Annotated in this window: 18 protein-coding genes; 7 read left to right on the forward strand and 11 right to left on the reverse strand. The window is 74.0% G+C overall.

Translation table 11 applies throughout. The annotated features are described in order from the left end of the window. Window positions 1–4: 4 nt before the first annotated feature. The gene (locus tag ACZ518_RS04575; protein WP_469111537.1) at window positions 5–865 is read right to left on the reverse strand and encodes a bifunctional methylenetetrahydrofolate dehydrogenase/methenyltetrahydrofolate cyclohydrolase; all 861 of its coding nucleotides are present in this window, start codon (window positions 863–865) and stop codon (window positions 5–7) included. 253 nt (window positions 866–1,118) lie between these two features. On the opposite strand from ACZ518_RS04575, the gene ACZ518_RS04580 reads away from it, so the two are divergent. Next, window positions 1,119–1,871, forward strand: a complete 753-nt coding sequence (locus ACZ518_RS04580; protein ID WP_469111538.1) for an RDD family protein — start codon at window positions 1,119–1,121, stop codon at window positions 1,869–1,871. A gap of 77 nt (window positions 1,872–1,948) precedes the next feature. Here the strand turns inward: ACZ518_RS04580 and purH are convergent, their stop codons facing one another. Continuing rightward, on the reverse strand, window positions 1,949–3,526 hold the full coding sequence (gene purH, locus ACZ518_RS04585) for a bifunctional phosphoribosylaminoimidazolecarboxamide formyltransferase/IMP cyclohydrolase (RefSeq protein WP_469111539.1): 1,578 nt from the start codon (window positions 3,524–3,526) through the stop codon (window positions 1,949–1,951). Beyond that, a complete protein-coding gene (purN, locus tag ACZ518_RS04590; protein WP_469111540.1) occupies window positions 3,523–4,146 on the reverse strand; it encodes a phosphoribosylglycinamide formyltransferase in 624 nt (207 codons plus the stop codon). Before purN ends, purH begins: the two co-directional genes overlap by 4 nt. A 249-nt stretch (window positions 4,147–4,395) precedes the next feature. On the opposite strand from purN, the gene ACZ518_RS04595 reads away from it, so the two are divergent. Beyond that, window positions 4,396–4,983 carry a hypothetical protein gene (locus ACZ518_RS04595; protein WP_469111541.1) on the forward strand — a complete coding sequence of 196 codons (588 nt, stop codon included), beginning with the start codon at window positions 4,396–4,398 and terminating at the stop codon, window positions 4,981–4,983. 169 nt (window positions 4,984–5,152) lie between these two features. Here the strand turns inward: ACZ518_RS04595 and ACZ518_RS04600 are convergent, their stop codons facing one another. Continuing rightward, on the reverse strand, window positions 5,153–6,637 hold the full coding sequence (locus ACZ518_RS04600; RefSeq protein WP_469111542.1) for a cell division protein PerM: 1,485 nt from the start codon (window positions 6,635–6,637) through the stop codon (window positions 5,153–5,155). A 119-nt stretch (window positions 6,638–6,756) separates the two neighbouring features. On the opposite strand from ACZ518_RS04600, the gene ACZ518_RS04605 reads away from it, so the two are divergent. Continuing rightward, the gene (locus ACZ518_RS04605; RefSeq protein WP_469111543.1) at window positions 6,757–8,391 is read left to right on the forward strand and encodes a helix-turn-helix domain-containing protein; all 1,635 of its coding nucleotides are present in this window, start codon (window positions 6,757–6,759) and stop codon (window positions 8,389–8,391) included. Between the two features lie 93 nt (window positions 8,392–8,484). On the opposite strand, the gene sucD is transcribed toward ACZ518_RS04605, so the two are convergent. The 5 genes from sucD to ACZ518_RS04630 all read right to left on the reverse strand — a co-directional run bounded on the left by sucD (window position 8,485) and on the right by ACZ518_RS04630 (window position 15,481). Further along, window positions 8,485–9,375 carry a succinate--CoA ligase subunit alpha gene (sucD, locus tag ACZ518_RS04610; RefSeq protein ID WP_469111544.1) on the reverse strand — a complete coding sequence of 297 codons (891 nt, stop codon included), beginning with the start codon at window positions 9,373–9,375 and terminating at the stop codon, window positions 8,485–8,487. A 21-nt stretch (window positions 9,376–9,396) separates the two neighbouring features. After that, window positions 9,397–10,575, reverse strand: a complete 1,179-nt coding sequence (sucC, locus tag ACZ518_RS04615) for an ADP-forming succinate--CoA ligase subunit beta (RefSeq protein ID WP_362467158.1) — start codon at window positions 10,573–10,575, stop codon at window positions 9,397–9,399. Between the two features lie 262 nt (window positions 10,576–10,837). Beyond that, window positions 10,838–11,995 (reverse strand): VWA domain-containing protein, encoded by a 1,158-nt coding sequence (locus ACZ518_RS04620; RefSeq protein WP_469111545.1) that lies wholly within the window; start codon window positions 11,993–11,995, stop codon window positions 10,838–10,840. Between the two features lie 67 nt (window positions 11,996–12,062). Continuing rightward, complete coding sequence (locus ACZ518_RS04625; RefSeq protein WP_469111546.1) at window positions 12,063–14,378, reverse strand: DUF5682 family protein; 2,316 nt, start codon at window positions 14,376–14,378, stop codon at window positions 12,063–12,065. Continuing rightward, window positions 14,375–15,481: an ATP-binding protein gene (locus ACZ518_RS04630; RefSeq protein ID WP_469111547.1), complete on the reverse strand. Its 1,107-nt coding sequence runs from the start codon at window positions 15,479–15,481 to the stop codon at window positions 14,375–14,377. The genes ACZ518_RS04625 and ACZ518_RS04630 overlap by 4 nt, the downstream gene beginning before the upstream one ends. A 134-nt stretch (window positions 15,482–15,615) precedes the next feature. On the opposite strand from ACZ518_RS04630, the gene ACZ518_RS04635 reads away from it, so the two are divergent. Both ACZ518_RS04635 and ACZ518_RS04640 read left to right on the forward strand, forming a co-directional pair. Next, window positions 15,616–16,953 carry an SWIM zinc finger family protein gene (locus ACZ518_RS04635; RefSeq protein ID WP_469111548.1) on the forward strand — a complete coding sequence of 446 codons (1,338 nt, stop codon included), beginning with the start codon at window positions 15,616–15,618 and terminating at the stop codon, window positions 16,951–16,953. A gap of 199 nt (window positions 16,954–17,152) precedes the next feature. Then, entirely contained in the window at window positions 17,153–18,727 is a 1,575-nt protein-coding gene (locus ACZ518_RS04640; RefSeq protein ID WP_469111549.1) for a DUF5691 domain-containing protein, read from the forward strand. A gap of 30 nt (window positions 18,728–18,757) precedes the next feature. On the opposite strand, the gene ACZ518_RS04645 is transcribed toward ACZ518_RS04640, so the two are convergent. After that, a complete protein-coding gene (locus ACZ518_RS04645; RefSeq protein WP_469111550.1) occupies window positions 18,758–19,162 on the reverse strand; it encodes a cobalamin B12-binding domain-containing protein in 405 nt (134 codons plus the stop codon). A 210-nt stretch (window positions 19,163–19,372) separates the two neighbouring features. Here ACZ518_RS04645 and ACZ518_RS04650 point away from each other — a divergent pair, with 210 nt between their 5' ends. Together ACZ518_RS04650 and ACZ518_RS04655 are read left to right on the forward strand one after the other, a co-directional pair. After that, window positions 19,373–20,206, forward strand: a complete 834-nt coding sequence (locus ACZ518_RS04650) for an esterase/lipase family protein (RefSeq protein WP_469111551.1) — start codon at window positions 19,373–19,375, stop codon at window positions 20,204–20,206. A gap of 261 nt (window positions 20,207–20,467) precedes the next feature. After that, window positions 20,468–21,982: a M23 family metallopeptidase gene (locus ACZ518_RS04655; RefSeq protein WP_469111552.1), complete on the forward strand. Its 1,515-nt coding sequence runs from the start codon at window positions 20,468–20,470 to the stop codon at window positions 21,980–21,982. Between the two features lie 154 nt (window positions 21,983–22,136). Here ACZ518_RS04655 and pcrA read toward each other — a convergent pair whose 3' ends face one another. Next, window positions 22,137–24,638, reverse strand: a complete 2,502-nt coding sequence (gene pcrA, locus ACZ518_RS04660) for a DNA helicase PcrA (protein WP_469111553.1) — start codon at window positions 24,636–24,638, stop codon at window positions 22,137–22,139. Between the last annotated feature and the right edge of the window lie 47 nt (window positions 24,639–24,685).

The following is a 24,685-nucleotide window of genomic DNA, read 5'->3' on the forward strand; positions in this document are numbered from 1 at the left end:
GTGCTCAGCCCGCACTGGTGGTCCGCTCCGCCGCCTCGACGACGTTCACCAGCAGCTGCGCCCGCGTCATCGGGCCGACCCCGCCCGGGTTCGGGGAGAGCCAGCCCGCCACCTCGGCGACGCCCGGGTGGACGTCCCCGACGATCTTGCCGTTCTCGTCGCGGCTGACACCGACGTCGAGCACCGCCGCGCCCGGCTTCACGTCCTCCGGCTTCACCAGGTGCGGGACGCCCGCCGCCGCGACGACGACGTCCGCCTGACGCAGCAGCCCGGCGAGGTCGCGCGTACCGGTGTGGCACAGCGTCACGGTGGCGTTCTCCGACTTGCGGGTGAGCAGCAGTCCGATGGAGCGGCCGACGGTGATGCCCCGTCCGAGCACGACGACGTGCGCGCCGTTGAGCTCGACCCCGTGGTGGCGCAGCAGCTCGACGATCCCGTACGGGGTGCAGGGCAGCGGGCCCTGCTCGTTCAGGACCAGCCGGCCCAGCGACATCGGGTGCAGGCCGTCGGCGTCCTTGGCCGGATCCATCAGCTCCAGGACGCGGTTGGTGTCGATCCCCTTGGGGAGCGGGAGTTGGACGATGTAGCCCGTGCAGGCCGGATTGTCGTTCAGCTCGCGCACGACCGCCTCGATGTCCTCCTGGGAGGCCGTCGCGGGCAGTTCGCGCTGGATGGAGGCGATGCCGACCTCGGCGCAGTCCTTGTGCTTGCCGTTGACGTACCAGCGGCTGCCCGGGTCGTCGCCGACCAGCAGGGTGCCGAGGCCGGGGGTGACGCCCCGGGCCTTCAGCTGCTCCACGCGGGCCTTCAGTTCGGATTTGATCACGGCCGCGGTGGCCTTGCCATCGAGAATCTGGGCGGTCATGGGGGCATCCTCCCGGATGGGGCGGCCCGGCTTCCACTCGGACGTCGGCCGGATCGCGCTCTTGATTGCACTTGCACAACAAGTCTGGCCCGCTCCGGCAACCAACTGGACAAGGCCGGTGCGGGCCCACCACGATGACGGGCAGCAAGACGATCGGAAAGAGTGCCGCGGGCAGTGCCGGGGGGCGTACCGCAGAAGCAAGAGTCCTCCAGGTGTGCCGTGCGTCCCCGCACTTCACGGAGGAAAGACCCAGATGAGCTTCGGCGACCCGAACAACCCGTACGGGCAGCAGCCTCAGCAGCCGCCGCAGGGCCAGCCCGGCTACGGCTACCCGCAGCAGGCCCCGCAGGGCGTCCCGCCGCAGGGCCAGCCCGGCTACGGCTACCCGCAGCAGGGCCAGCAGCCCTACGGCGTCCCGCCCCAGGCGCCGGGTACCCTCCAGGCCAACAACGGCTACATCAACGTGGCGGGCCTCGGCACCGTCCAGGTCGCCACGATGGGCCGCCGCTTCGGCGCCCGCGTGATCGACGGCCTGATCATCGGTGTCCTGTACTTCATCCTGAGCTCCGTCGTGTTCGCGGGCGCCTTCGGCGCGGCCAGCGACATCAAGGACTGCTCGGGCATGGACCCGCTCTCCCCCGAATACTCGACCTGCCTCAACGAGGCGTCGGCCCAGGCCGGCGAGGCCGCGGGCGGCATCTTCGCGGCCTTCTTCGGCGGTCTGCTCATCCTCGGCCTCGCCACCCTGCTCTACGAATGGCTGATGATCGCGTTCGTCGGCGCCACCGTCGGCAAGATGGCCCTCGGCCTGAAGGTCGTCAAGGAGAACACGGGTCAGGTCCCCGGCATCGGCGGCGGCTTCATCCGCTGGATCATCCCGATGGTCGGCTCCGTCCTCTGCGGCATCGGCCAGCTCCTGGTCTACCTCTCCCCCTTCTTCGACAACTCGGGCAAGCTCCAGGGCTGGCACGACCGTGCCGCGGGCACCATCGTCGTCAAGAAGTAGGCAACACCCGCTCACGGCGAAGGCCGCGTCCCGCAGTGCGGGACGCGGCCTTCGCCGTTGCTGCTCTACCGGGTCGCTCAGTGGAAGAAGTGTCGCGTACCGGTGAAGTACATCGTCACGCCGGCCTTCTTCGCCGCCTCGATCACCTGCTCGTCGCGGACCGAACCGCCCGGCTGGACCACGGCCTTGACACCGGCGGCGGTCAGGATCTCCAGCCCGTCGGGGAAGGGGAAGAAGGCGTCCGAGGCCGCGTACGAGCCCTGCGCGCGCTCGGCGCCCGCCCGCTCGACGGCGAGCTTCGCCGAGTCGACGCGGTTGACCTGGCCCATGCCGACGCCGACCGAGGCGCCGTCCTTGGCGAGCAGGATCGCGTTGGACTTGACGGCGCGGCAGGCCTTCCACGCGAAGGACAGCTCGGCCAGCTCCTCGGCGGACAGCGCCTCGCCGGTGGCCAGCGTCCAGTTCGCCGGGTCGTCGCCCTCGGCCTGGAGGCGGTCGGTGACCTGGAGCAGCGCACCACCGTCGATCGGCTTGACCTCGACCGGGTTGGCCGGGGCGCCCTCGGCGCGCAGCACGCGGATGTTCTTCTTGCGGGCCAGCACCTCGACGGCGCCGTCCTCGTACGCCGGGGCCACGATGACCTCGGTGAAGATCTCGGAGACCTGCTCGGCCAGCTCCACCGTCACCGGGCGGTTGACGGCGATGACGCCGCCGAAGGCGGAGAGCGGGTCGCAGGCGTGCGCCTTGCGGTGCGCCTCGGCGACATCGGCGCCGGTCGCGATGCCGCACGGGTTGGCGTGCTTGATGATCGCGACGCAGGGGTCGGCGTGGTCGTACGCGGCCCGGCGCGCGGCGTCGGTGTCCGTGTAGTTGTTGTACGACATCTCCTTGCCGTGCAGCTGCTCCGCCTCGGCCAGGCCACCGGTGCCGTCGACGTAGAGCGCGGCGCCCTGGTGCGGGTTCTCGCCGTAGCGCAGCACGTTGTTCCGCGCGTAGGTGGCACCCAGGAAGTCGGGGAAGCCGGATTCGTCCGCGGCGGCGTAGTCGTCGGCGAACCAGGACGCGACGGCCACGTCGTAGGCGGCGGTGTGCTGGAAGGCCTCGGCCGCGAGCCGCTTGCGGGCGGTCAGGTCGAAGCCGCCGCCCTGGGCGGCCGCGAGGACGTCGGCGTAGCGGGCGGGGCTGGTGACGACCGCGACCGAGGGGTGGTTCTTGGCGGCGGCGCGGACCATCGAGGGGCCGCCGATGTCGATCTGCTCGACGCACTCGTCGGGGGTGGCGCCGGAGGCGACGGTCTCCCGGAACGGGTAGAGGTTGACGATCACCAGGTCGAAGGGCTCCACGCCCAGCTCGGCGAGCTGGTTGCGGTGGTCGTCGAGGCGCAGGTCGGCGAGGATGCCGGCGTGCACGCGGGGGTGGAGGGTCTTGACGCGGCCGTCGAGGCACTCGGGGAAGCCGGTGAGCTCCTCGACCTTGGTGACGGGCACCCCGGCGGCGGCGATCTTCGACGCGGTGGAGCCCGTGGAGACGAGCGCGACGCCCGCCTCGTGCAGGCCGCGGGCCAGCTCTTCCAGTCCCGTCTTGTCGTAGACACTCACGAGCGCGCGGCGGATCGGCCGCTGGGTCGTAGCCGTCGTCGTTTCGTTGGCGGTCACTGGATTGTTACCTTTCGTCCCTCAATGCGGTAGCCGTGCCGGGCCAGGCGCCCCACGACGTCGACGAGCAGCTGGCGCTCGACTTCCTTGATGCGCTCATGGAGCGCGGCTTCGTCCTCCCCGTCCCGGATCTCCACGACACCCTGGGCGATGATCGGACCGGTGTCCACGCCGCTGTCCACGAAGTGGACCGTGCAGCCGGTGACCTTCGCCCCGTACGCGAGGGCGTCGCGCACCCCGTGCGCGCCGGGGAAGGCCGGGAGGAGGGCGGGGTGGGTGTTGACGAACCGGCCGCCGAAGCGGTCGATGAAGCTCTTCCCGACGATCTTCATGAAGCCTGCGGAGATGACGAGGTCCGGCGCGTGGGCGTCGGTCGCCTCGGTGAGCGCGACGTCCCACTCCTCACGGCTGCCGTAGGCCTTCACCGGACACACGAAGGTGGGGATCCCCGCCTTCTCGGCCCGCTCCAGACCGGCGATGTTGTCGCGGTCGGCACCGACGGCGACGACCTCGGCCCCGAATCCCTCGGCTCCGCCGGGGTGGGCCTCGATGGCGTCGAGCAGGGCCTGGAGGTTGGTGCCGGAGCCGGAAACCAGCACGACCAGGCGGGAGGCGGCCATGGGAGGCCCTTTCTCACAGGATTTGCGACATTCGTCTTGTGCGGTCATACGAAACTTCGGGGTACCGATATACGGGGAACCATACGAAGCCACCGACCGCCTGCAACGATACCGGCACACGGGACCGCCCCCGAGGGACGGGGGGACGGGCGGGCGGTAGCGTCTGGCGTACAAGCCGCGAACGACGCGGGACGCGCCCTCGTACGCGGGGCGCGCACCGCCCACGACACAGGGGAAGTCACACACTCGATGCCGGACCGCCGCCAGCCCGACCCCTCGACCGACGACAACCCCTTCGCGGCACCGCCGGAGGGCCGGCCCGACCAGCCGTGGCAGCCCCGGCAGCCGCAGCGGCCGCAGGACGGCGGCGGTCCGGGCGGCGGCCCGGGCGGCGGCCCCACCGGACCCGGCGAGGGCGGCCCGGCCCGGTGGGACCCCATGGACCCGGTCCAGCGGCGGGCCCGCTACGCGCTCCTCGCGGGCATGTGGGGCTTCTTCTTCGGCATCTTCGGCATCCCGTCGGTCGGTCTGCTGCTGGGCTCACTGGCCATGTACTGGGGCATCAGCGCCCTGCGCGGCCGCCCGGCGACCGACGCGGAACCCGGCGGCCTGTCCGCCCTGGGCCCGGCGGCCCGCCCCCAGCGCGCGGCGGCGGTGAGCGGCCTGGTCACGGCCTCACTGGCCCTGCTGCTGGCGGCCAGCTCGTACGCGCTGCAACTGACGTACAAGGACTTCTACGTCTGCCGCGACGACGCCCTGACCCGCACGGCGGAACTGAAGTGCAACACCCTCCTCCCGGACAACATGGTGGGCAAGATCCTCAAGGTCCAACGCTGACCGACCACTGCGGAACCCTCAGCCCCGCCGGCGTTTGAGGCGCTGGGGGCCTGGGGGCGCAGCCCCCAGGGGGTCCGGGGCGCAGCCCCTGGGGGTACCTCCCAGCGGTAGCTGGGGGAGGAACGGGCGAAGGGCGGGTAGGGGAACTCGCCCCGCGCAGCGGCCCCCGTCAGGACCCCGGCCGCCGCCGCGCGAGCACCCGCGCCCCCACCACCGGCACGGGCAGCAACGGCTCCGCGGCAACCGGCGGAGCCACCGGCGGAGCCACCGGAACCTCCACCGCGGGAGCAACCAACGGTTCGGCCGCCCTCCGCAACGCCTCCCACCGAAGCTCCCGCACCCCCGAGTCGTGCCACGCGTCCCCCTCCGCCCCACCCCCTGCGGAGCGCACCGGCCGGGTCCGCCACACCTGCACCCCCACCGCCAACGGCACGGCCAGCACCAGCGTCCACCCCGCCGCCGCGGCACCCACCGCCCACCACACCGGCCCGACGCCCGCCAGCACCCGTGACCCCAGCGGCCCGGTCGAGGCCGCCGCGAGGCCCGCCATCCCGAGCCCGCACACCACCGCGCCCAGCGCCGCCGTCAGCGCGGTCTCCCCGTACGAGACCTCCCGCGCCCGCCGCACCGCGAACCACCCCACCGTCAGCCCCGCCGCCACCGGCAAGCCCAGCGCCGCCCACGTCAGCGGGGTCCCCGGCCCCGGCGCCGGCAGCGCCGCCAGCAGCGGGAACCTCGGCAGCGCCGCCGACCCCTCCAGCCCGAGCGGGGTCGCCACCGCCCCGGCGCCGAGCGCGAACCCGGGGCCGAGCCCGTACGCCGCGCCCCACACCATGGCGTTCGGGATCAGCGCCAGGGCGAGGAGCAGCACCGCGAACCGTCCCGACCACACCCCGGTCAGCGACAGGAAGGAGTTCTGCACCTCCGCCCCGTGCCAGGCCAGCGAGACGCCGACGAGCAGCGCCCCGCCGCCCAGCAGGACGAGCACCCCGGCCGCTCCGGAGCGCAGCGCCAGCGCGTACCGGGGACGGGACACGGCGCGGCGTACGCTCCCCGGAACCCACTCCGGCAGGGGCCCCGACGGCTTGCCCTTGGCCGCCCACACCCCTCCGGCGGCGGCGAGCACGGCCACCAGCGGCACGTGCCAGGCCGCGCTGAGCGGGTCCGCCGGCATCGGCCCGCCGGCCGCGTACACGGTGGCGAGCGCACCGACCGTCAGGTAGCCGCAGGTCACGGCGGAGAACACGGCGCCGGCCGGCAGCACCTCGTCCCCCTCCGCCCCGGCAGCGTCCCCCGAGGCGCTGCCCAGCCGGGCCGCGCGCCGCATGAGCAGCACGGGCAGCGCCACGAGCAGCAGCGGGACCAGGCCGACGGGGGCGGGCACCCCGGAGAGGGTCTCGTAGCGGACGAGTTCGGTGCCGTGGGCCATCAGCCACAGCCCGGCGGCAAGGTGCAGCGCGCCGCCGGGGCCGCTGTCGGGGTAGGGGGAGCTGATCCACAGCACGATCACGAGCACGGCGAGGAAGCCGAGCCCCAGTCCGGCGGCCACGGCGCCGCCCAGCACGCAGGCGGCGGCCGCCGGTGAACGGCGCCGCGCGGCGGCGGCCCGCGGGGCCTCCTGCAACGGCGTCCCGCGTTCGGTCACTTGGGTCACGTGGCCATGGTGCCCTCGACACGCGCTATGTCCGGGTAACGACCGATTGTCCGTGGTGTCGTTCAAGATACGTTTATGTACTTTATTGCCCAGAGCAGCCGTGTCGCGGGGAGAGTGGCATGACACAAGACGTCGAAGCGTCCTCCGGCTCGGAGCTGGGCCTCCCGTCCCCCAAGGAGCGCCGGTGGCTGCGCGAGTCGGGCGGGCTGACGTACGAGGAGGTCGCGGCGGAGGTCGGCGTCACCGCGACCACCGTCCGCTCCTGGGAGTGCGGCCGCACCGACCCCCGCGGGCGCACGCGCGAGGCGTACGCGGCACTCCTGGACCGGCTCGCGGCCACCGGGGCCGCCCCGGTACGGCCCGTGGCGGCGGGCCCGCCCGCCCACCGGCCCCGGACCGCCGCCGAGCGCGCCCCGAGGCCGCCGGCCCACCGCCCCCACCCGGCCCCGGCCCCGGCCCCGGCCCCGGGCGGGCCGACCCCCCTCCCGCCCTCCCCCGGCCCGGCCGCCACCCCCGGCCCGGCCGCGGCGGCGGCCCCGGCCCCGGCCCCCGGCGTGCCCGTCGGTCCCAGCGCGCCGGGCACGACCGTGCCCCCCGGCGGGACCGCCGCCCCGGCCGCCGGCGCGGCCCCCGCGGCTTCGACCACCCCGACGGCCGCCCCTGGCGCATCCTTCGACCCCGGCACGCCCGTCGACCCCGCCGCACCGGCCCGGGCCCGGCCGCACCCTGCCGCTCCCGCCTCCGGCGAAGGGGCCGACGGACCGGCCCCCACCCCCGCCCCCACCCCCGTCCCCGCCCCCGAAGAACCGTTTCAGCCGATCAGCCCCGCCGAGCCGGCCGAGCCGGACCCCGCGCGGGGGGAGCCCGCCCCCGAGACGCCCGCGGCCGAGACGCACGCCGCCCCGCCCGGGCCGCCGTACGGGCCCCGCCCGAGACCCCCGCGGGACGCCGTCGAGGCCTTCGACGCCCTCTACGACCACGCCGCGGCCGCGCTCGTCCGCCAGGCCTACCTGCTCACCGGCCGCCGCGCCCTCGCCCTGCGCTCCGTCGAGGTGGCGTTCCGCCAGGCCTGGGGGCGCTGGCCCGAGGTGGCCATCGACCGGGACCCCGTCGGCTGGGTGCGCTCGGCCGCGTACGAGTACGCCCTCTCCCCCTGGCACCGGTTCCGCCGGGCCCACCGCCACCCCGACAAGCCACCGGCCGACCCCGCCGACCGGATCCTGCTGGACGCCCTCCTCGCACTGCCGCCCGTGCACCGCCGGACTGTGCTGCTCTACGACGGCGTCGGCCTCGACCTGCCCGACACCGCCGCCGAGACCGAGGCCAGCACCCCGGCCACCGGGCACCGGCTGCTGCGCGCGCATGCCGAACTCACCCGCCGGATCCCCCTGCTGGCGGGCGTGACGCCCGAGCGGCGGTCGGCCATGCTGCGCGAGCGGCTCGGCGCGGTGCGGCCCGCCGTGACCCTGGAGCCGCGCCCCGCGGCCACCGTCCGCGCCGTCAGCGAGCACCGGGCCCGGCGGCTGGCGCGGGCCGCGCTCGTCCTGACCGCGGTGATCGCCGCCGCGACGGGGTACACCACCGTCACCGCGCCGGACCACTACGAGCCGCCGGTCGCCCCGGGCGCGAGCGTCTCCGGGGTGCCGCCGCTGAGCGGACCCCCGAGGCTCACCGAGACGAGCCGGTACCTCCAGGACAAGCTCCGCGCCGACCCGGCCGCCGGCCCCCACCGGCTCCACCCGCGGCTCGAATGAGGCGGGCTCGGACGACGCGGCTCGAATGAGAAATGGGCGTGGCCCGCACCCCGAAGGGTGCGGGCCACGCCCGTACGTCCGTCCTGCCGGCGCCTACTTGGCGCCTTCGAGGATCTCGCGCGCCAGCTTGGCCGTCTCGGTCGGCGTCTTGCCGACCTTGACGCCGGCGGCCTCAAGGGCCTCCTTCTTGGCCTGGGCGGTGCCGGAGGAGCCGGAGACGATGGCGCCGGCGTGGCCCATGGTCTTGCCCTCGGGGGCGGTGAAGCCCGCGACGTAGCCGACGACCGGCTTGGTGACGTTCTTCGCGATGAAGTCCGCCGCACGCTCCTCGGCGTCGCCGCCGATCTCGCCGATCATGACGATGAGCTCGGTGTCCGGGTCGGCCTCGAAGGCCTCCAGGGCGTCGATGTGCGTGGTGCCGATGACCGGGTCGCCACCGATGCCGACGGCGGAGGTGAAGCCGATGTCGCGCAGCTCGTACATCATCTGGTAGGTCAGCGTGCCGGACTTGGACACGAGACCGATCTTGCCGGGCTTGGTGATGTCGCCCGGGATGATGCCGGCGTTGGACTGGCCGGGGGTGATCAGACCCGGGCAGTTCGGGCCGATGATGCGGGTCTTGTTGCCCTTGGCGGTCGCGTACGCCCAGAAGGCGGCGGAGTCGTGCACCGCGATGCCCTCGGTGATGACGACGGCCAGCGGGATCTCGGCGTCGATGGCCTCGACGACGGCGGCCTTGGCGAAGGCCGGCGGGACGAAGAGGACGGAGACGTTGGCGCCCGTCTTCTCCATCGCCTCGGCGACGGACCCGAAGACCGGGACCTCGGTGCCGTCGAAGTCGACGGTCGTGCCGGCCTTGCGCGGGTTCACGCCGCCGACGATGTTGGTGCCGTCAGCCAGCATCAGCTTGGTGTGCTTCATGCCCGTGGCACCGGTCATGCCCTGGACGATGACCTTGCTGTCCTTGTTGAGGAAGATAGCCATGTGAGTCTGTGACCTCTGCCCTTACTTCGCAGCCGCGAGCTCGGCGGCCTTGTCGGCCGCGCCGTCCATGGTGTCCACGCGCTGCACCAGCGGGTGGTTGGCGTCCGAGAGGATCTTGCGACCCAGCTCGGCGTTGTTGCCGTCGAGGCGGACGACCAGCGGCTTGGTGACCGCCTCGCCCCGGTCCTCGAGCAGCTGCAGCGCCTGGACGATGCCGTTGGCGACCTCGTCACACGCGGTGATGCCACCGAAGACGTTGACGAACACGGACTTGACGTCCGCGTCGCCGAGGATGATCTCGAGGCCGTTGGCCATGACGGCGGCGGAGGCGCCACCGCCGATGTCGAGGAAGTTGGCGGGCTTGACGCCACCGTGGTTCTCACCGGCGTACGCGACGACGTCCAGGGTGCTCATGACGAGACCCGCGCCGTTGCCGATGATGCCGACCTCGCCGTCGAGCTTGACGTAGTTGAGGCCCTTCTCCTTGGCGGCGGCCTCGAGCGGGTTCGCGGCGGCGTGGTCCACGAACTCCTCGTGGGACGGCTGGCGGAACTCGGCGTTCTCGTCGAGCGAGACCTTGCCGTCGAGCGCGATGACGTCACCGGAGGCGACCTTCGCGAGCGGGTTGACCTCGACGAGGAGCGCGTCCTCGGCGATGAAGGTCTTCCACAGGGTCACGAGGACCTCGGCGACCTGCTCGGCGACCTCGGCCGGGAACTTCGCCAGGGCGACGATCTCGCGGGCCTTCTCGATGGTCACGCCCTCGTTGGCGTTCACCGGGACCTTGGCGAGCTTCTCCGGGGTCTCCTCGGCGACCTGCTCGATGTCCATGCCGCCCGCGACCGAGGCCATGGCCAGGAAGGTGCGGTTGGTGCGGTCGAGGAGGTAGGAGACGTAGTACTCCTCCAGGATCTCCGGCGCGGTCTCGGCGATCATCACCTTGTGGACCGTGTGGCCCTTGATGTCCATGCCGAGGATGTCCGTCGCGCGGGCGACGGCCTCGTCCGGGGTGGCGGCGAGCTTCACGCCACCGGCCTTGCCACGGCCTCCGACCTTCACCTGGGCCTTGACGACCGACTTGCCGCCCAGCTTCTCGGTGGCCTCGCGAGCCGCCTCAGGCGTGTCGATGACTTCACCGGCCAGCACCGGTACACCGTGCTTGGCGAAGAGGTCCCTCGCCTGGTACTCGAACAGGTCCACGCGCGTCCGTCCCTTGTCTTAAAGATTCGCAGTGATTCGCGGTTTGTCTGCTATCTGCGTGGGCGTGCCGCGGAGGGCAACGTGACGGCGCTGTCACTAGGAAGGCGCACACGGTGACCGTGGACGCGGCATGTCCGTCTCGCAGGTTATCCCCGTGGGACGTGGGTCCCTAAATCGCAGATCACACCTGAGCGGTGATACCTGTCACAGATCGCCTCACGGTTGAACTGCGTCTTCGTGCGATCCGCCGATGGCGTACCCGTCAGGGGACCGGCAGGGGGCGCTTCTCCAGCGCGGCCGCCATCACCTCCGGGAACAGGTCGGGGGTGCAGGCGAAGGCGGGCCCACCCAGTGCGGCCAGGGCCGCGGCGTGCTCGTGGTCGTAGGCGGGGGCGCCCTCGTCGGAGAGGGCCAGCAGGGTCACGAATTCCACCCCGGCCGCCTTCATCGCGGCCACCCGGCCCAGCATCTCGTCACGGATCCCGCCCTCGTAGAGATCGCTGATCAGGACGACGACCGTGTCGGCCGGTCGGGTGATCTTGGACTGGCAGTAGGCCAGGGCGCGGTTGATGTCGGTGCCGCCGCCCAGCTGGGTGCCGAAGAGGACGTCCACCGGATCGTCGAGCTGATCGGTCAGGTCGACCACCGCCGTGTCGAAGACGACCAGCCGGGTGGCGATCGACCGCATGGAGGCGAGGACCGCCCCGAAGACGGAGGCGTAGACGACCGAGGCGGCCATGGAGCCCGACTGGTCGACGCAGAGGACCACCTCCTTCTTCACCGCCCGCGAGGCCCGGCCGTAGCCGACCAGCCGCTCGGGGACGACGGTCCGGTGCTCCGGCAGGTAGTTCTTCAGGTTGGCCCGGATGGTCCGGTCCCAGTCGATGTCGTGGTGGCGGGGACGGCTGATCCGCGCGGAACGGTCCAGTGCGCCCGTCAGGGTGGCCCGGGTGCGCGCCGCGAGCCGCCGCTCCAGTTGCTCCACCACCTTGCGGACCACGGCCCGCGCCGTCTCCCTGGTCGTGTCGGGCATGGCCTTGTTCAGCGACAGCAGGGTGCCGACGAGGTGGACGTCCGGCTCGACCGCCTCCAGCATCTCCGGCTCCAGCAGGAGCGCGGACAGACCGAGCCGCTCGATGGCGTCCCGCTGCATGACCTGGACCACCGGGCTCGGGAAGTACGTGCGGATGTCCCCGAGCCAGCGCGCGACGCGCGGAGCGGATCCCCCGAGGCCGGCGGACCGCTCCCCCTGCGCCCGCCCGCCCGCGCCTCCGCCCCCGTAGAGCGCTCCGAGCGCCCCGTCCATCGCCGCGTCCCGCCCGCCGAGGGAGCGGCCCGTCCCGTCGCTCTCCCCGCCGAGCACCAGCCGCCACCGCCGCAGCCGCTCGCCTCCGGCGGTGTCCGTGCCGTTCTCCGTCATCTCCCGATCCCCTCTCGTTCCGTGTGTACCGCCGCGCGGGGCCCGCCCGGCCGGGGCGGGGGCGGCGTCAGGCCACCCCGAGGAGCAGCCGGGCCAGGCCGGCCACCGCTTCCGCGCGGGCCGGGTCCAGGTCCGGGGCGAAGCCGGGCGGGGCGGTGGTGGACGCCGTGCGGGCGCCCGGGACGCGCCGGGCCAGCTCGCCCAGGGTCCGCTTCACGCCCGGCTCGTACGCCCCGAACGTGCGCCGCAGCAGCGGCAGCACGTCGATGAAGGCGCCCTCCGGCACCGACACCAGCCAGGCGTCGATCAGGCCCAGCAGCCGCTCGTCGTGGACCAGCAGCGTCCCGCCGCCGGCGCCTCCGGCGAACCCCTCGATCCAGCCCGCGGCGTCGGCCGGGGAGGCCGCCGGAGACAGGGCGAGTCCCATCAGCCGCGCCGTCTCACCGGCCGGGAGCCGGCCGTCGTCCAGCAGCAGCCGCGCGGCCCGCCCGCGTATCCGTCCCGGTACGGTGTCCCGCCCGGCCAGCGTCCGCAGCACGGCCGACCAGCGCTCCCGAAGCCCCGGGTCCGTGTCGGCCAGCAGGCCGACCGCGCCGTGCACCCCGTCGACGTGGCCGCGCAGCTCCGCCGCCCCGTCGGCGTCGAGCCCGGCCGCGCAGGCCGGCGGCAGGGCCACGCAGATCCGCTCGGCCAGCCCGGCCGCGACCCTGCCGAGCGCCGCCGCGTCGGTCCCCCGCACGTCCCCGTACCGCAGCGAACGGGCCAGCGCGGGCAGCGCCTTGGCCAGCCGGGCGACGTCCGTGTCCAGCGCCGCCCGGTCGGCGAGCGCCCGCAGCACCGCGGGCAGGGCCTCCGACAGCCCGGCCAGCAGGCACCGCTCGGCCAGCGCGGTGACCTCCCCCAGCTCCTCGGCGGCCGCCGCGTCGGCCTCCGCCCTGGCGGTGGCGGCCCCCAGCACGGTGGTGCCCCAGATACCGGCCTCGGCGACCCGCACCGACAGCTCCGGCTCCCAGCACAGCCGCCAGGTCTCCCGGAAGGTGCCCGTGCCGCTCCGGGAGGCCGTCGGGGTCCCCCAGTCGATCCCGAGCAGCCGCAGCCGGTGCAGCAGCAGGGACTTGGCGGCGTCGGACTCCTTGCGCAGGTCCAGCTCCAGGTCACGCCGCTGCGCCTCGGCCTTGAGCCGCAGCCTGCGCTGCCGGCGCGTCAGGTCCCGCTGGAGCGGTACGACGGGCGCCGCGTCCGGGACCTCGCCGAGCACGTCCCCGACGACGAGCCTGTCCTCGACCAGCGCGAGCGGTATCCCGGAGCCGTCGCACATCACGGCCCGGACCGCTTCCAGGGTCTCCGTGAGACCGGGCAGCGGGCGGCCCCGCACGGCGGCCAGCGTCTCCGCCAGCCTGACCGCCTCGATCACATGGGCCGAGGAGACCTGCCGGTCCTCCTCCCGCAGCAGCCCGGCCACCTTGGTCAGCCACCGCTCGACGGGCCGGTCGCGGGCCGCGAACAGGTGCGCGTACCAGCCGGGTGAGGTGACGCCCGCGCCGTATCCGCCGGCCCGGGCGAGCCTGCGGTGGCTCCACGGCACCCAGGTGGTCTCCACCTTGACCTTGGGCAGCCCGGTGAGCAGTGCCCTGTCCGCCGCCACCGTGGACCTGGCCCGCAGCGCCGGGACGTGCCAGGCCCCGCACACCACGGCGTAGTCCTCCCCGAACTCCCTGCGGGCCGCCCGCATCCGCTGCCTCATGTGCGCCTCGCGGACCAGGTCGCGGGGGTGGCCGCCGTCGCCGTAGGTCTCGCGCAGGGCGCCCATGGCCTCCGCCAGGGCCTCGAAGACGGCCAGCGGGTCCCGCGCCTCCCCCGTGCCGCGGTGCTCGACCACGTCCTCCCACCAGTGCTCGGGGTCCTCGTACCCGGCGGTCTCGGCGAGCACGGCGAGGGGGTCGACCCGCGGCGGGCCGGCGGCACGGAGAGCCGGCGCCCGCGCACCCGGCTCGCCGCTGCCCGGCCCGTCCGCGTCCGTCGGGGCCACGACCGGTTCCTCCTCACCCGGCGCGGCCAGCGCATGGGCGGCCGGCAGGTCGATGAAGCGGACCGGCACGTCCCGGGCCTGCGCCCATCGGATGGCGACCCACTCCGGGGAGAAGGCGGCCAGCGGCCAGAAGGCGGCCTTGGCGGGGTCGTCCGCCGCGTGCGCGAGCAGGGCGACGGGCGGGCGCATCCCGGGCTCGGCGGCCAGTGCGAGCAGCGCGTCCCCCTCGGGCGGGCCCTCGATCAGCACGGCCCGCGGCTGTGCCCGGTCCAGCGCGGCCCGCACCGCGCGGGCCGAGCCGGGTCCGTGGTGGCGGATGCCCAGCAGCAGCGGTCGCGCGGCCGCCGGGCTCATGCCGTCACCTCCCGGCAGGCGCGGTAGAAGTCCTTCCAGCCGTCCCGCTCGCGGACGACCGCTTCCAGGTACTCCTGCCAGACGACGCGGTCGGCGGCCGGGTCGCGGACGACGGCCCCGAGGATCCCGGCGGCCACGTCGGAGGGGCGCAGGACGCCGTCCCCGAAGTGCGCGGCCAGGGCCAGTCCGCCGGTGACCACGGAGATGGCCTCGGCGGTGGAGAGGGTGCCGCTGGGCGTCTTGACCTTGGTGCGGCCGTCGTCGGTGACGCCGTCGCGGAGCTCCCGGAAGACGGTGACGACCCGGCGGATCTCCTCCAGTCCCTCGGGCGCGGCCGGCAGGTCCAGGGCGCGGCCCATCTGGTCGACGCGGCGGGCGACGATGTCGACCTCGGCGTCGGCGGTGGCGGGCAGCGGGAGGACCACGGTGTTGAAGCGGCGGCGCAGCGCGCTGGAGAGCTCGTTGACCCCGCGGTCGCGGTCGTTGGCGGTCGCGATGAGGTTGAAGCCGCGCACGGCCTGCACCTCCTCGCCGAGCTCCGGTACGGGGAGGGTCTTCTCGGACAGGACGGTGATGAGGGTGTCCTGTACGTCGGCCGGGATGCGGGTCAGCTCCTCGACGCGGGCGGTCATGCCTTCGGCCATGGCCCGCATGACGGGGCTGGGGACGAGGGCTTCGCGGCTCGGGCCGTGGGCGAGGAGGCGGGCGTAGTTCCAGCCGTAGCGGATGGCTTCCTCGGGGGTGCCGGCGGTGCCCTGGACGAGGAGGGTGGAGTCCCCGCTGACGGCGGCGGCGAGGTGTTCGGACACCCAGGTCTTGGCGGTTCCGGGGACGCCGAGCAGGAGGAGGGCGCGGTCGGTGGCGAGCGTGGTGACCGCGACCTCGACGATCCGGCGCGGCCCGACGTACTTGGGTGTGATGACGGTCCCGTCGGCGAGCGTGCCGCCCTGGAGGTAGGTGGCCACGGCCCACGGGGAGAGCTTCCAGCGGGCCGGGCGGGGCCGGTCGTCCTGGGCGGCGAGGGCTTTCAGTTCGTGCGCGAAGGAGTCTTCGGCATGCGGTCGCAGTGCCTCGGTGCCGGTACTGCTCTCGGGCGTGGTCATGGTCCCCCTCCAATGCTCGGCAGCCGCTCCCGACTGCTGGAACCACCGTGCACCATGCCACTGACAACGCCCTTTGTTCCGGCCGTCGTTGCAGGTCAGAGCGATTGTCAGTGGGGGTCTCTACGGTGGTTCCCATGACTGAGCAGGGGGTCCGCTGGACGGCGGAACAGGTACTGGCTCTGGCTCCTGACGACGCGTCGCGCAAGGCGGGGGGCAGGCTGGGCGGGGCGGGTCCGTGGTCCCAGACCGGAGGTTCCGCTTCCGGTGCGTTGTGGGGGTCGTGCAAGGGCAGCGGCAGTACGCCGTACCGGACCGTCGTCGATCTGACGGGGCCCGCGTACACGTGCTCCTGCCCGAGCCGGAAGTTCCCGTGCAAGCACGCGCTGGGGCTGCTGCTGCTCTGGGCGGCGGAGGGGTTCGGCGAGCCGGCCGAGGCGCCGGACTGGGCGGGGCAATGGCTCGCGGGGCGCGCGGCGAAGGCGGCGCGCCCGGCGGCCGGTCCGGTGGACGCGGAGGCGGCACGCAAGCGCGCGGAGCGGCGGGCCGAGCGGATCGGCGCGGGCGTCACCGAGCTGGAGCAGCGGCTGGTGGACCTGCTGCGCGGCGGGATAGCCGGGCAGCAGCAGGCCGGCTACGCCCCCTGGGAGGAGATCGCGGCCCGCATGGTCGACGCCCAGGCGCCCGGACTCGCCGCACGCGCAAGGGAGTTGGGGGCAATACCCGGTTGCGGCCCCGGCTGGCCCGCGCGGATGCTTGAGGAGTTCGCGCTGCTGCACCTGCTGGACAGGGCCTGGCTGGGGGTGTCCGGGCTGCCGGAGCCGCTGGCCGCGACCGTCCGGAGCCGGGTGGGGCTGCCGTCTCCGGCGGGGGGAGAGACCGTCCGGGACCGCTGGCTCGTACTGGCCCAGTACGACTCGGTGTCCCCGGACGGCCGGCTCACCACCCGCCGGATATGGCTGCACGGCCTGGAGAGCGGACGCCCGGCGCTGGTCCTGGACTTCGGTCCGCCCGGACGGCCGCCGGGGCTGGCCCTGCCCGTCGGGCTGGTGCTGGAGGCGGAAGCCCGCTTCCGGCCCGGGTCGGCGGGGCTGCGGGCGGAGTTGGGGGACCGTACCGCGGCCGCGGTGCCGGCCGCCCGCACTCCGCCCGGGGTGAGCACCGGCGAGGCCCTGGAGGCCTACGGGGCCGCGCTGCGGGAGGACCCGTGGCTGGAGTCCTGGCCGGTGGTCCTCGGCCCCGTGGTCCCGGTACCGGGCGAAGGGGGCGAGGCGGCCTGGCAGCTGGCGGACGCACAGGGGACGTCCGCACTGCCGGTGGCGCTGCCACAGGGCCGCCCGAAGTCCGGGCTGTGGCAGCTGGCCGCCCTCTCGGGCGGCGGGCCCGTGACGGTCTTCGGCGAGTGCGGCCACCGCGGCTTCACCCCGCTGACGGCCTGGCAGGCCGGCTCGCCCGAGCCGGTGCCACTGGTCTGACGGGGCGGCGAACCAACCGAAAACGCAGGGGGCCTGGGGGGATCTATGCCGTCCGGCGGACCGACATGAAGGACGCGGAGGCGCGGGGGCGCCGACGCGAGGACGAGAAGCCGGGGGGCTTTCATGAACGACAACCACGCCAGCTGAACACGGTCGCACGACTGACGGGGACTGACGAGACGGACGAGGGAGGGGTCGGATGGGCCAGGGTGACGAGGGGGCCGGGGCGTACCGGGACTGGGAGGAGCTGGTCACCGCCGCGCTGCTGGGCACCGAGCGGCGGGGCGGCTCACCGCAGGCGCTGCTCGACGCGGCGGCCGTGCAGACGCTGCGGCGCCGCGCCGGGCTGCGGCCCGCCGAGGCGGCCCGGCGGCCCCGGCCGGCGGCGCGCGATCCGCGCCCGGCGCCCCCGGAGGCCGCCGGGCGGCGGCTCGCGCAGCTGCTGGCCGGCCGGGCCGCGGCGGGCAGCGGCGGCGGGCGGCGCGGGGCCGCCCCGGATCTGACGGAGCTGCTCCCGCAGTGGCTGGCCGCCGCCGCGCGGCACGGGTACCGGGCGCCGTCGGCCCTGGTCCCGGCGCTGCTGGACGCGGCCCGGGCCCGGACCGACCTGCGCCCGCAGGCGCTGGCCCTGGCCGGGGCACGGGGGCTGTGGCTGGCCCGGCTGAATCCGGAGTGGCGGTTCGCCCTGCGCGGCGCGGCCGGGGGCGGCGGGGAACTGCCCGACCCGGCCGACGGGGAGGCGGTGGCCCGGCTCTGGGAGGAGGGGCTGTTCGCGGAGCGGGTCGCCCTGCTCGGCGCCGTCCGGGCCCACGAGCCGGCGGCGGCGCCCCGGCTGCTGGCCACGACCTGGGCCACGGAGCGGGCCGAGGACCGGCTGATGTTCCTCGACTCCCTGCGGTCCGGGCTGTCCGACGGGGACGAGCCGTTCCTGGAGGCGGCGCTGGGCGACCGCAGCCGCAACGTCCGGGCGACGGCCGCCGAGCTGCTGTCGGCGCTGCCGGCCTCGGCGCTGGCGGGGCGGATGGCGGAGCGGGCGCTGGCCTGCGTCGGCCCGGAGGCCGTGGTGCCCCCGGCGGAATGCGACGCGGGCATGCTGCGCGACGGGGTGGTCAAGCGGCCGCCGGCCGGGCGCGGGGAACGGGCCTGGTGGCTGGGCCAGCTGGTGGAGGCGGCTCCGCTGTCCTGCTGGCGGGACCGCTTCGGCGGCCTCGCACCGGCGGAGATCGTGGCGCTTCCGGTGGCCGAGGGCTGGGCGGAGGAGATACACGCGGCCTGGTGCCGGGCGGCGGTGCGCCAGCGCGACCCGCTCTGGTCGAAGGCCCTGCTGGGCCCCGCGTCCGCGCCGCCCGCGGCGGGCCCGGGCACGGCGTCGCTCGCGGAGCGGGCGAAGCTGCTGGAGACCCTGACCGAGGAGGAGCGGGCCGGGTGGGTCGCGGAGTTCGTGCGCGCCCACGGGCTGTCGGAGGCCTTCCAGCTGCTCGGCGTCTGCCTGGTGCCCTGGGCGGGTGAGCTGGGCCGGGCGGTGGTGGACGCGCTGGACGCGGCGCGCGAGGCGGGCAGTTACCCGTGGAGCTTCAGCGGGGTGATGGGGCTGGCGGAGCGCTGCCTCGACCCCGCGGAGGCGGACCGCCTGGAGGCCCTGACGGCCATCGTCCAGGATCCGCCGGATACCTCACCGGGAGCCGCCGCCTACTGGGCGGAGGCCTTCCAGCGCCTGGTGGCCACCCTGCGGCTGCGCGCGGCGATGCTCGCGGAGCTGGCCCCGCCCGCCTGAACAGGCGGCGGGGCCGGCCGGCACCGGGGCTCAGCCCTGGCGGACGTGTGCGTTGACCCAGTCCACGATGGAGGTGGTGGTGGCGCCGGGGGTGAAGATCTCGGCGACGCCCTTCTCCTTGAGCGGGGCGATGTCATCCTCCGGGATGATCCCGCCGCCGAAGACCTTGATGTCCTCCGCGTCGCGCTCCTTGAGGAGCTCGATGACCCGGGCGAAGAGCGTGTTGTGCGCCCCGGAGAGGATGGAGAGGCCGATGGCGTCCGCGTCCTCCTGGATGGCGGTGTCCACGATCTGCTCGGGGGTCTGGTGGAGGCCGGTGTAGATGACCTCCATACCGGCGTCGCGCAGCGCCCGCGCGATCACCTTGGCGCCGCGGTCGTGGCCGTCGAGACCCGGCTTGGCCACCACCACACGGATCGGACCGGTCACACCCATCGCACTGCCTCCCGAGTGAACGAACGTTAAGTACAGCATTGCGCACGGCGCCGTTTCACGGTCAACGGGGAGGGGGAAATCACACGTGGGACGCCGTTGATTCACCACCGCCCCGTCGCCCCGCCACCGCGCCGACAGCCGCACGGCACGGTGGCGGGGCCGCGCCGGCAGTACGGCCCCGTACCCGAATGGTCCAGGGGGAGGCCGTCCATGGGGCTGACGATCGCACCGCTGCCCGCGCCGCGCACGGGTGCCGCCCTGCGGGCGGCGGTCCTGGAGGCGGCGGTGCTCGCCGGGCACCTCCTCCTCTACCCCACCGGTATACGCGAGGAGCGCCCGCCGGACCTGCCCGCCGCACGGACACCCGGGCAGCCGCCGCCGGTGCTGCTCCTGCACGGCTTCACCGACAACCGCTCGGTCTTCGTCCTGCTGCGCCGTGCCCTCGGCGCGGGCGGCCGGCGGCGCGTGGAGACGTACAACCACTCCCTCTTCACCCGCGACCTGCGCATGACGGCCCGCCACCTCGCCCGGCGCGTCGAGGAGCTGTGCGAGCGCAGCGGCCAGGAGCGGGTGGACCTCATCGGGCACAGCCTCGGCGGTCTGGTCGCGCGGTACTACGTCCAGCGGCTCGGCGGCGACGCGCGCGTGCGGACGGTGGTCACCCTGGGGACCCCGCACGGCGGCACCCGGGTCGCGCCCTTCATGGACGCGCACCCCCTGGTCCGCCAGATGCGCCCGGACTCCGAGGTGATGGCCGAGCTGGGCGCGCCCGCGCCCGGCTGCCGGACCCGGTTCGTGGCGTTCTGGAGCGAGTTCGACGCGCTGATGGCGCCCACCGGGACGGCCCGGATCGAGCATCCGGACCTGGACGCGACGAACGTGCAGGTCACCGGTATCGGACACCTCGCCCTCCCCGTCCACCCCACCGTCATCACCGCCGTCCGACGCGCCCTCGACGGCCCGCTGCGCGCCGCGGACGGCGCGCCCCGCCCGGCGGAATCCGCCCGCGCCACGGGAGCCGAGGGTCAGAGCCTGGTCGTCTGAGGCGGCGCGTACGCCCGGCCGCCTGCGGGGCCGCGCGTACAACACCGGTCGACCACCAGTCGAACGAATTTCGAACTCAAGGCCAAGGCTCGGTCTTCCGGCGACCGAAAGGCGGCCGAATGCCCGGTTCCGCTGAGGACGAAACACTCGGAAGATTGTCGAGGCGAGTAACCGCCGGGTACAGTCACGCCACTGCTCTCCTCCGGTGAACCTTGAGTTCCCCGGCCACCCAGGCCCCACACTGCCGAGGCGAAAGAGAAGTTGGTGAACGACCGCCCGACGTCGGGCCAGTACCCCGATTCCGGGTACGACGGCCTTTCCACCACCACTTTCGCTGGTGACCAGGCATATGCGTCCTATGAAACGCAGGGCCAGGGGTATCAGTTCGTCACGGACTACGCCGCTTCCGGCAGTTACGGAACGTACGACGCGTACGGGGCGTACCCGTCCGCCGGCGACACCGGCTCGTACGACACCACCGCGTGGTCCGCTCCGGAGAGTTACCTTTCGAGCGTCCCGGCCCAGGCCGTCCCCGAGGACACCACGGGCCAGTACGACGCGAGCGCCTGGAACGCCGCGACCGCCGAGTACCAGTCGGCCCCCTTCGGCTACGACTCCGCTGGCGCGGAGCAGACCGGGCACTGGACCCTCCCCGGCTACGGCCAGGACACCGGCGCCTACGACGCCACCGCCTGGAACGGCGGCACGGCCGACGCGGCCGCGTCCGGCGGCTACGAGGCCACGACCGTCGTCCCCGTGTGCACGGAGACCGCCGCGACCGAGGGCCACGCCGAGACCGACGGTTTCGCGGACGCCGACCCGTACGCCGACGACGAGACCTCCGTCTTCGAGCCCGTGTCCCCCGCGGCCGGCGAGGAGCCGGACTTCCCGGACGGCCCCGTGCACGACATGCCGACGCAGGCCATGCCCGTCACCCCGTCCGCCGCCGGATCCCGCGTCGGCCGCCGGGCCACCGGCAAGGCGGGCTCGGGCCGGAACAACGCGGCCAAGGGCAACGGCAGCGCCGGCGCCGGGAGCCGCCGGCGCACCCCGGCCAAACGGTCCGCCCTGCTGACGGTGGCCGTGCCCTCCGCGTGCGTGATGGGCGTCGCGGGCGTGGCCGCCGCCTCCGTCGGCGGACTCACCGGCGCCGACAAACCGGCCGAGGAGACGACCACGATGGCCGCCCCCGACCCGTCGTCGGTGAAGCCGGCCGAGGCGAACAACAAGCTCGACACCCAGCTGGCGGCGCTCAGCGCCGACGCGGGCGACTTCGCGGACCGCGCGAGCCGCACGCAGGAGCGCATCGACCTCAAGCAGCGCCAGGAAGAAGACAAGAAGAAGCGGGCCGAGGAGGCCGCGGCCAAGGAAGCGGCCCGCCCCAAGTTCTCGGTGCCCGTCGCCCAGCACGGCCTGAGCGCCATGTTCGGCCAGGCCGGCGGCATGTGGATGTCCGTGCACACCGGCATCGACTTCCCGGTCGGCTACGGCACCCCGGTCATGGCCGCCACCGACGGCACCATGCGCACCCAGTGGAACAGCGCCTACGGGAACATGGCCATCCTGACCTCCCCCGACGGCACCGAGACCTGGTACTGCCACCTCAGCAGCACCAAGATCCGCTCCGGGCAGGTCAAGGCCGGCGACGTCATCGCGTACTCCGGCAACTCCGGCAACTCCACCGGCCCGCACCTCCACTTCGAGGTACGGCCCGGCGGCGGCTCCGCGGTCGATCCCCTGGCCTGGCTGCGCAGCCACGGCCTGGACCCGAGCTGACCCGACGCCGGCGACGGCCGGGCCCCGAAGCCCTCAGGTCGTGGCCCAAAGCCCTCAGGTCGTGGCCCGAAGCCCTCAGGCCGTGGCCCGAAGCCCCTGAGCCGGGCCCCGAAGCCCGTAGTGCCGGGGCCCGGAGGCCCCGGCTCCCCGGTCCCTACAGCTTCTGCACCGGCGCGTAGCGCAGCAGCAGCCGCTTCGGCTTGGCGTCCCCGAAGTCGATGGTGGCCTGCGCGTCCGCGCCGGCGCCCCGGACCTCCATGACGGTGCCCAGACCGAACTGGTCGTGGGTGACCCGGTCCCCGACGGACAGCGCGATGACCGGCTTGTCGGCGGCCCGGCGCGTGGCGAAGCCGGACGGGCCGGACTTGGTGCGCGACGAGGACAGGAACGCCTCGGGCGAGGTCCCGAAGGAGGCCTTCCCGGACGAGGCGCCGTAGCCGGAACCGCGCACCGGCCCCGCCGGCTTCTGCGCGGCGCCCGTGCGCTTCCACTGGAGGTACTCGGCCGGGATCTCCTCCAGGAACCGCGAGGGCGGGTTGTACGAGGGCGTCCCCCACGCGCTGCGCATGCTGGAGCGGGTCAGGTACAGCCGCTCGCGGGCCCGGGTGATGCCCACGTAGGCGAGGCGGCGCTCCTCCTCCAGCTCCTTGGTCTGGCCGAGCGCGCGCATGTGCGGGAAGACGCCGTCCTCCATGCCGGTCAGGAAGACGACCGGGAACTCCAGACCCTTCGCGGTGTGCAGGGTCATCAGCGTGATGACGCCCGAGCCGTCGGTGTCCTCGTCCGGGATCTGGTCGGAGTCGGCGACGAGCGCGACCTGCTCCAGGAACTCGGCGAGGGTGCCGCCCGCGGCGGCAGCCGCTGGTGTCTCAGTCGACTCGTCGCGGGCCTGCTCGAACTCCAGGGCCACGGCCGCGAGCTCCTGGAGGTTCTCGATCCGGGTCTCGTCCTGCGGGTCGGTCGACGCCTGGAGCTCGGCGAGGTACCCGGTGCGCTCCAGCACCGCCTCCAGCACCACGGCCGGGCCCGCGCCGGAGTCCACGATCGTGCGCAGCTCCTCCATCAGCACGTTGAACCGCTTGACGGCGTTGGTGGAGCGGGCGGCCATGCCGAAGGCCTCGTCGACGCGGCGCAGCGCCTGCGGGAAGGTGATCTTCTCGCGCATCGCGAGGGCGTCGACCATCGCCTCGGCGCGCTCGCCGATGCCGCGCTTGGGCACGTTCAGGATCCGGCGGAGCGGCACGTTGTCCTCGGGGTTCGCGAGGACGCGCAGGTAGGCCAGGACGTCCCGGACCTCCTTGCGCTCGTAGAAGCGGACGCCGCCGACGACCTTGTACGGGAGCCCGACCCGGATGAAGATCTCCTCGAAGACGCGCGACTGGGCGTTCGTCCGGTAGAAGATCGCGACGTCGCCGGCCTTGGCGTCGCCGGCGTCCGTGAGCCGGTCGATCTCGTCGGCGACGAACTGGGCCTCGTCGTGCTCGGTGTCGGCGACGTAGCCGGTGATCACGGAGCCGGTGCCGGCCTGGGTCCACAGGTTCTTGGCGCGGCGGTTCTCGTTGCGCTCGATGACCGCGTTGGCCGCCGACAGGATCGTCTGGGTGGAGCGGTAGTTCTGCTCCAGCAGGATCGTCGTCGCGTCCTTGTAGTCCTCCTCGAACTGGAGGATGTTGCGGATCGTCGCGCCGCGGAAGGCGTAGATCGACTGGTCGGCGTCACCCACCACGCACAGCTCGGCGGGCGGCAGGTCCGGGTAGCCGGGGCCGACCAGCTCGCGCACCAGCGTGTACTGGGCGTGGTTGGTGTCCTGGTACTCGTCGACCAGGACGTGCCGGAAGCGGCGCCGGTAGTGCTCGGCGACGTCCGGGAAGGCCTGGAGGAGGTGGACCGTGGTCATGATGATGTCGTCGAAGTCGAGCGCGTTGGCCTCGCGCAGCCGCCCCTGGTACATCGCGTACGCCTGGGCGAGCGTCTTCTCGAAGCCGTCGGCCGCCTGCGCGGCGAAGGCGTCCTCGTCGATCAGCTCGTTCTTCAGGTTCGAGATCTTGGCGTTGAACGACTTGGGCGGGAACTTCTTCGGGTCCAGGTCCAGGTCCCGGCAGACGAGCGCCATCAGGCGCTTCGAGTCCGCCGCGTCGTAGATCGAGAACGACGAGGTGAAGCCGAGCCGCTTCGACTCGCGGCGCAGGATGCGCACGCAGGCGCTGTGGAAGGTGGACACCCACATGGCGTTCGCGCGCGGGCCGACCAGGCCCTCGACGCGTTCCTTCATCTCGCCGGCGGCCTTGTTGGTGAAGGTGATCGCCAGGATCTGGCCGGGGTGGACGTTCCGCGCGGACAGCAGGTGGCCGATGCGGTGGGTGAGCACCCGGGTCTTGCCGGAGCCGGCGCCGGCCACGATGAGCAGCGGCGAGCCCGCGTGCACCACGGCGGCGGCCTGCTGCTCGTTCAGCCCGTCGAGGAGCGCCGCCGGGTCGATGACGGGGCGCGGGGCGCCGTCCCGGTAGTACGCGTCCCCGCTCATGGGCACGTCGAAGGCGCCCCCGAAGAGGTCGTCCGCGCCCTGCTCGGGCTCGGCGTGCTCCTCGGGCGGCGGCGGGACCTCGTCGGAGGGGGTGAGGTCGGCCAGGAAGCTGTCGTCAAAGAGGCTGCTCATCGCCTTCCGAGTTTAGGGGGCGGGACCGACAGCCGGTCCCGCCCCCG

Source organism: Streptomyces sp. NPDC033966, from assembly GCF_055575955.1.

What these genes read in the sequence shown, in the direction of transcription:
- ACZ518_RS04630 (WP_469111547.1), bottom strand. Translation starts at nt 15,481, where the DNA reads ATGACCACGCCCGAGAGCAGTACCGGCACCGAGGCACTGCGACCGCAT.
- pcrA (WP_469111553.1), bottom strand. Translation starts at nt 24,638, where the DNA reads ATGAGCAGCCTCTTTGACGACAGCTTCCTGGCCGACCTCACCCCCTCC.
- ACZ518_RS04580 (WP_469111538.1), top strand. Translation starts at nt 1,119, where the DNA reads ATGAGCTTCGGCGACCCGAACAACCCGTACGGGCAGCAGCCTCAGCAG.
- purN (WP_469111540.1), bottom strand. Translation starts at nt 4,146, where the DNA reads ATGGCCGCCTCCCGCCTGGTCGTGCTGGTTTCCGGCTCCGGCACCAAC.
- ACZ518_RS04645 (WP_469111550.1), bottom strand. Translation starts at nt 19,162, where the DNA reads ATGGGTGTGACCGGTCCGATCCGTGTGGTGGTGGCCAAGCCGGGTCTC.
- ACZ518_RS04575 (WP_469111537.1), bottom strand. Translation starts at nt 865, where the DNA reads ATGACCGCCCAGATTCTCGATGGCAAGGCCACCGCGGCCGTGATCAAA.
- ACZ518_RS04635 (WP_469111548.1), top strand. Translation starts at nt 15,616, where the DNA reads ATGACTGAGCAGGGGGTCCGCTGGACGGCGGAACAGGTACTGGCTCTG.
- ACZ518_RS04595 (WP_469111541.1), top strand. Translation starts at nt 4,396, where the DNA reads ATGCCGGACCGCCGCCAGCCCGACCCCTCGACCGACGACAACCCCTTC.
- sucD (WP_469111544.1), bottom strand. Translation starts at nt 9,375, where the DNA reads ATGGCTATCTTCCTCAACAAGGACAGCAAGGTCATCGTCCAGGGCATG.
- ACZ518_RS04625 (WP_469111546.1), bottom strand. Translation starts at nt 14,378, where the DNA reads ATGAGCCCGGCGGCCGCGCGACCGCTGCTGCTGGGCATCCGCCACCAC.
- ACZ518_RS04620 (WP_469111545.1), bottom strand. Translation starts at nt 11,995, where the DNA reads ATGACGGAGAACGGCACGGACACCGCCGGAGGCGAGCGGCTGCGGCGG.
- ACZ518_RS04605 (WP_469111543.1), top strand. Translation starts at nt 6,757, where the DNA reads ATGACACAAGACGTCGAAGCGTCCTCCGGCTCGGAGCTGGGCCTCCCG.
- ACZ518_RS04640 (WP_469111549.1), top strand. Translation starts at nt 17,153, where the DNA reads ATGGGCCAGGGTGACGAGGGGGCCGGGGCGTACCGGGACTGGGAGGAG.
- ACZ518_RS04650 (WP_469111551.1), top strand. Translation starts at nt 19,373, where the DNA reads ATGGGGCTGACGATCGCACCGCTGCCCGCGCCGCGCACGGGTGCCGCC.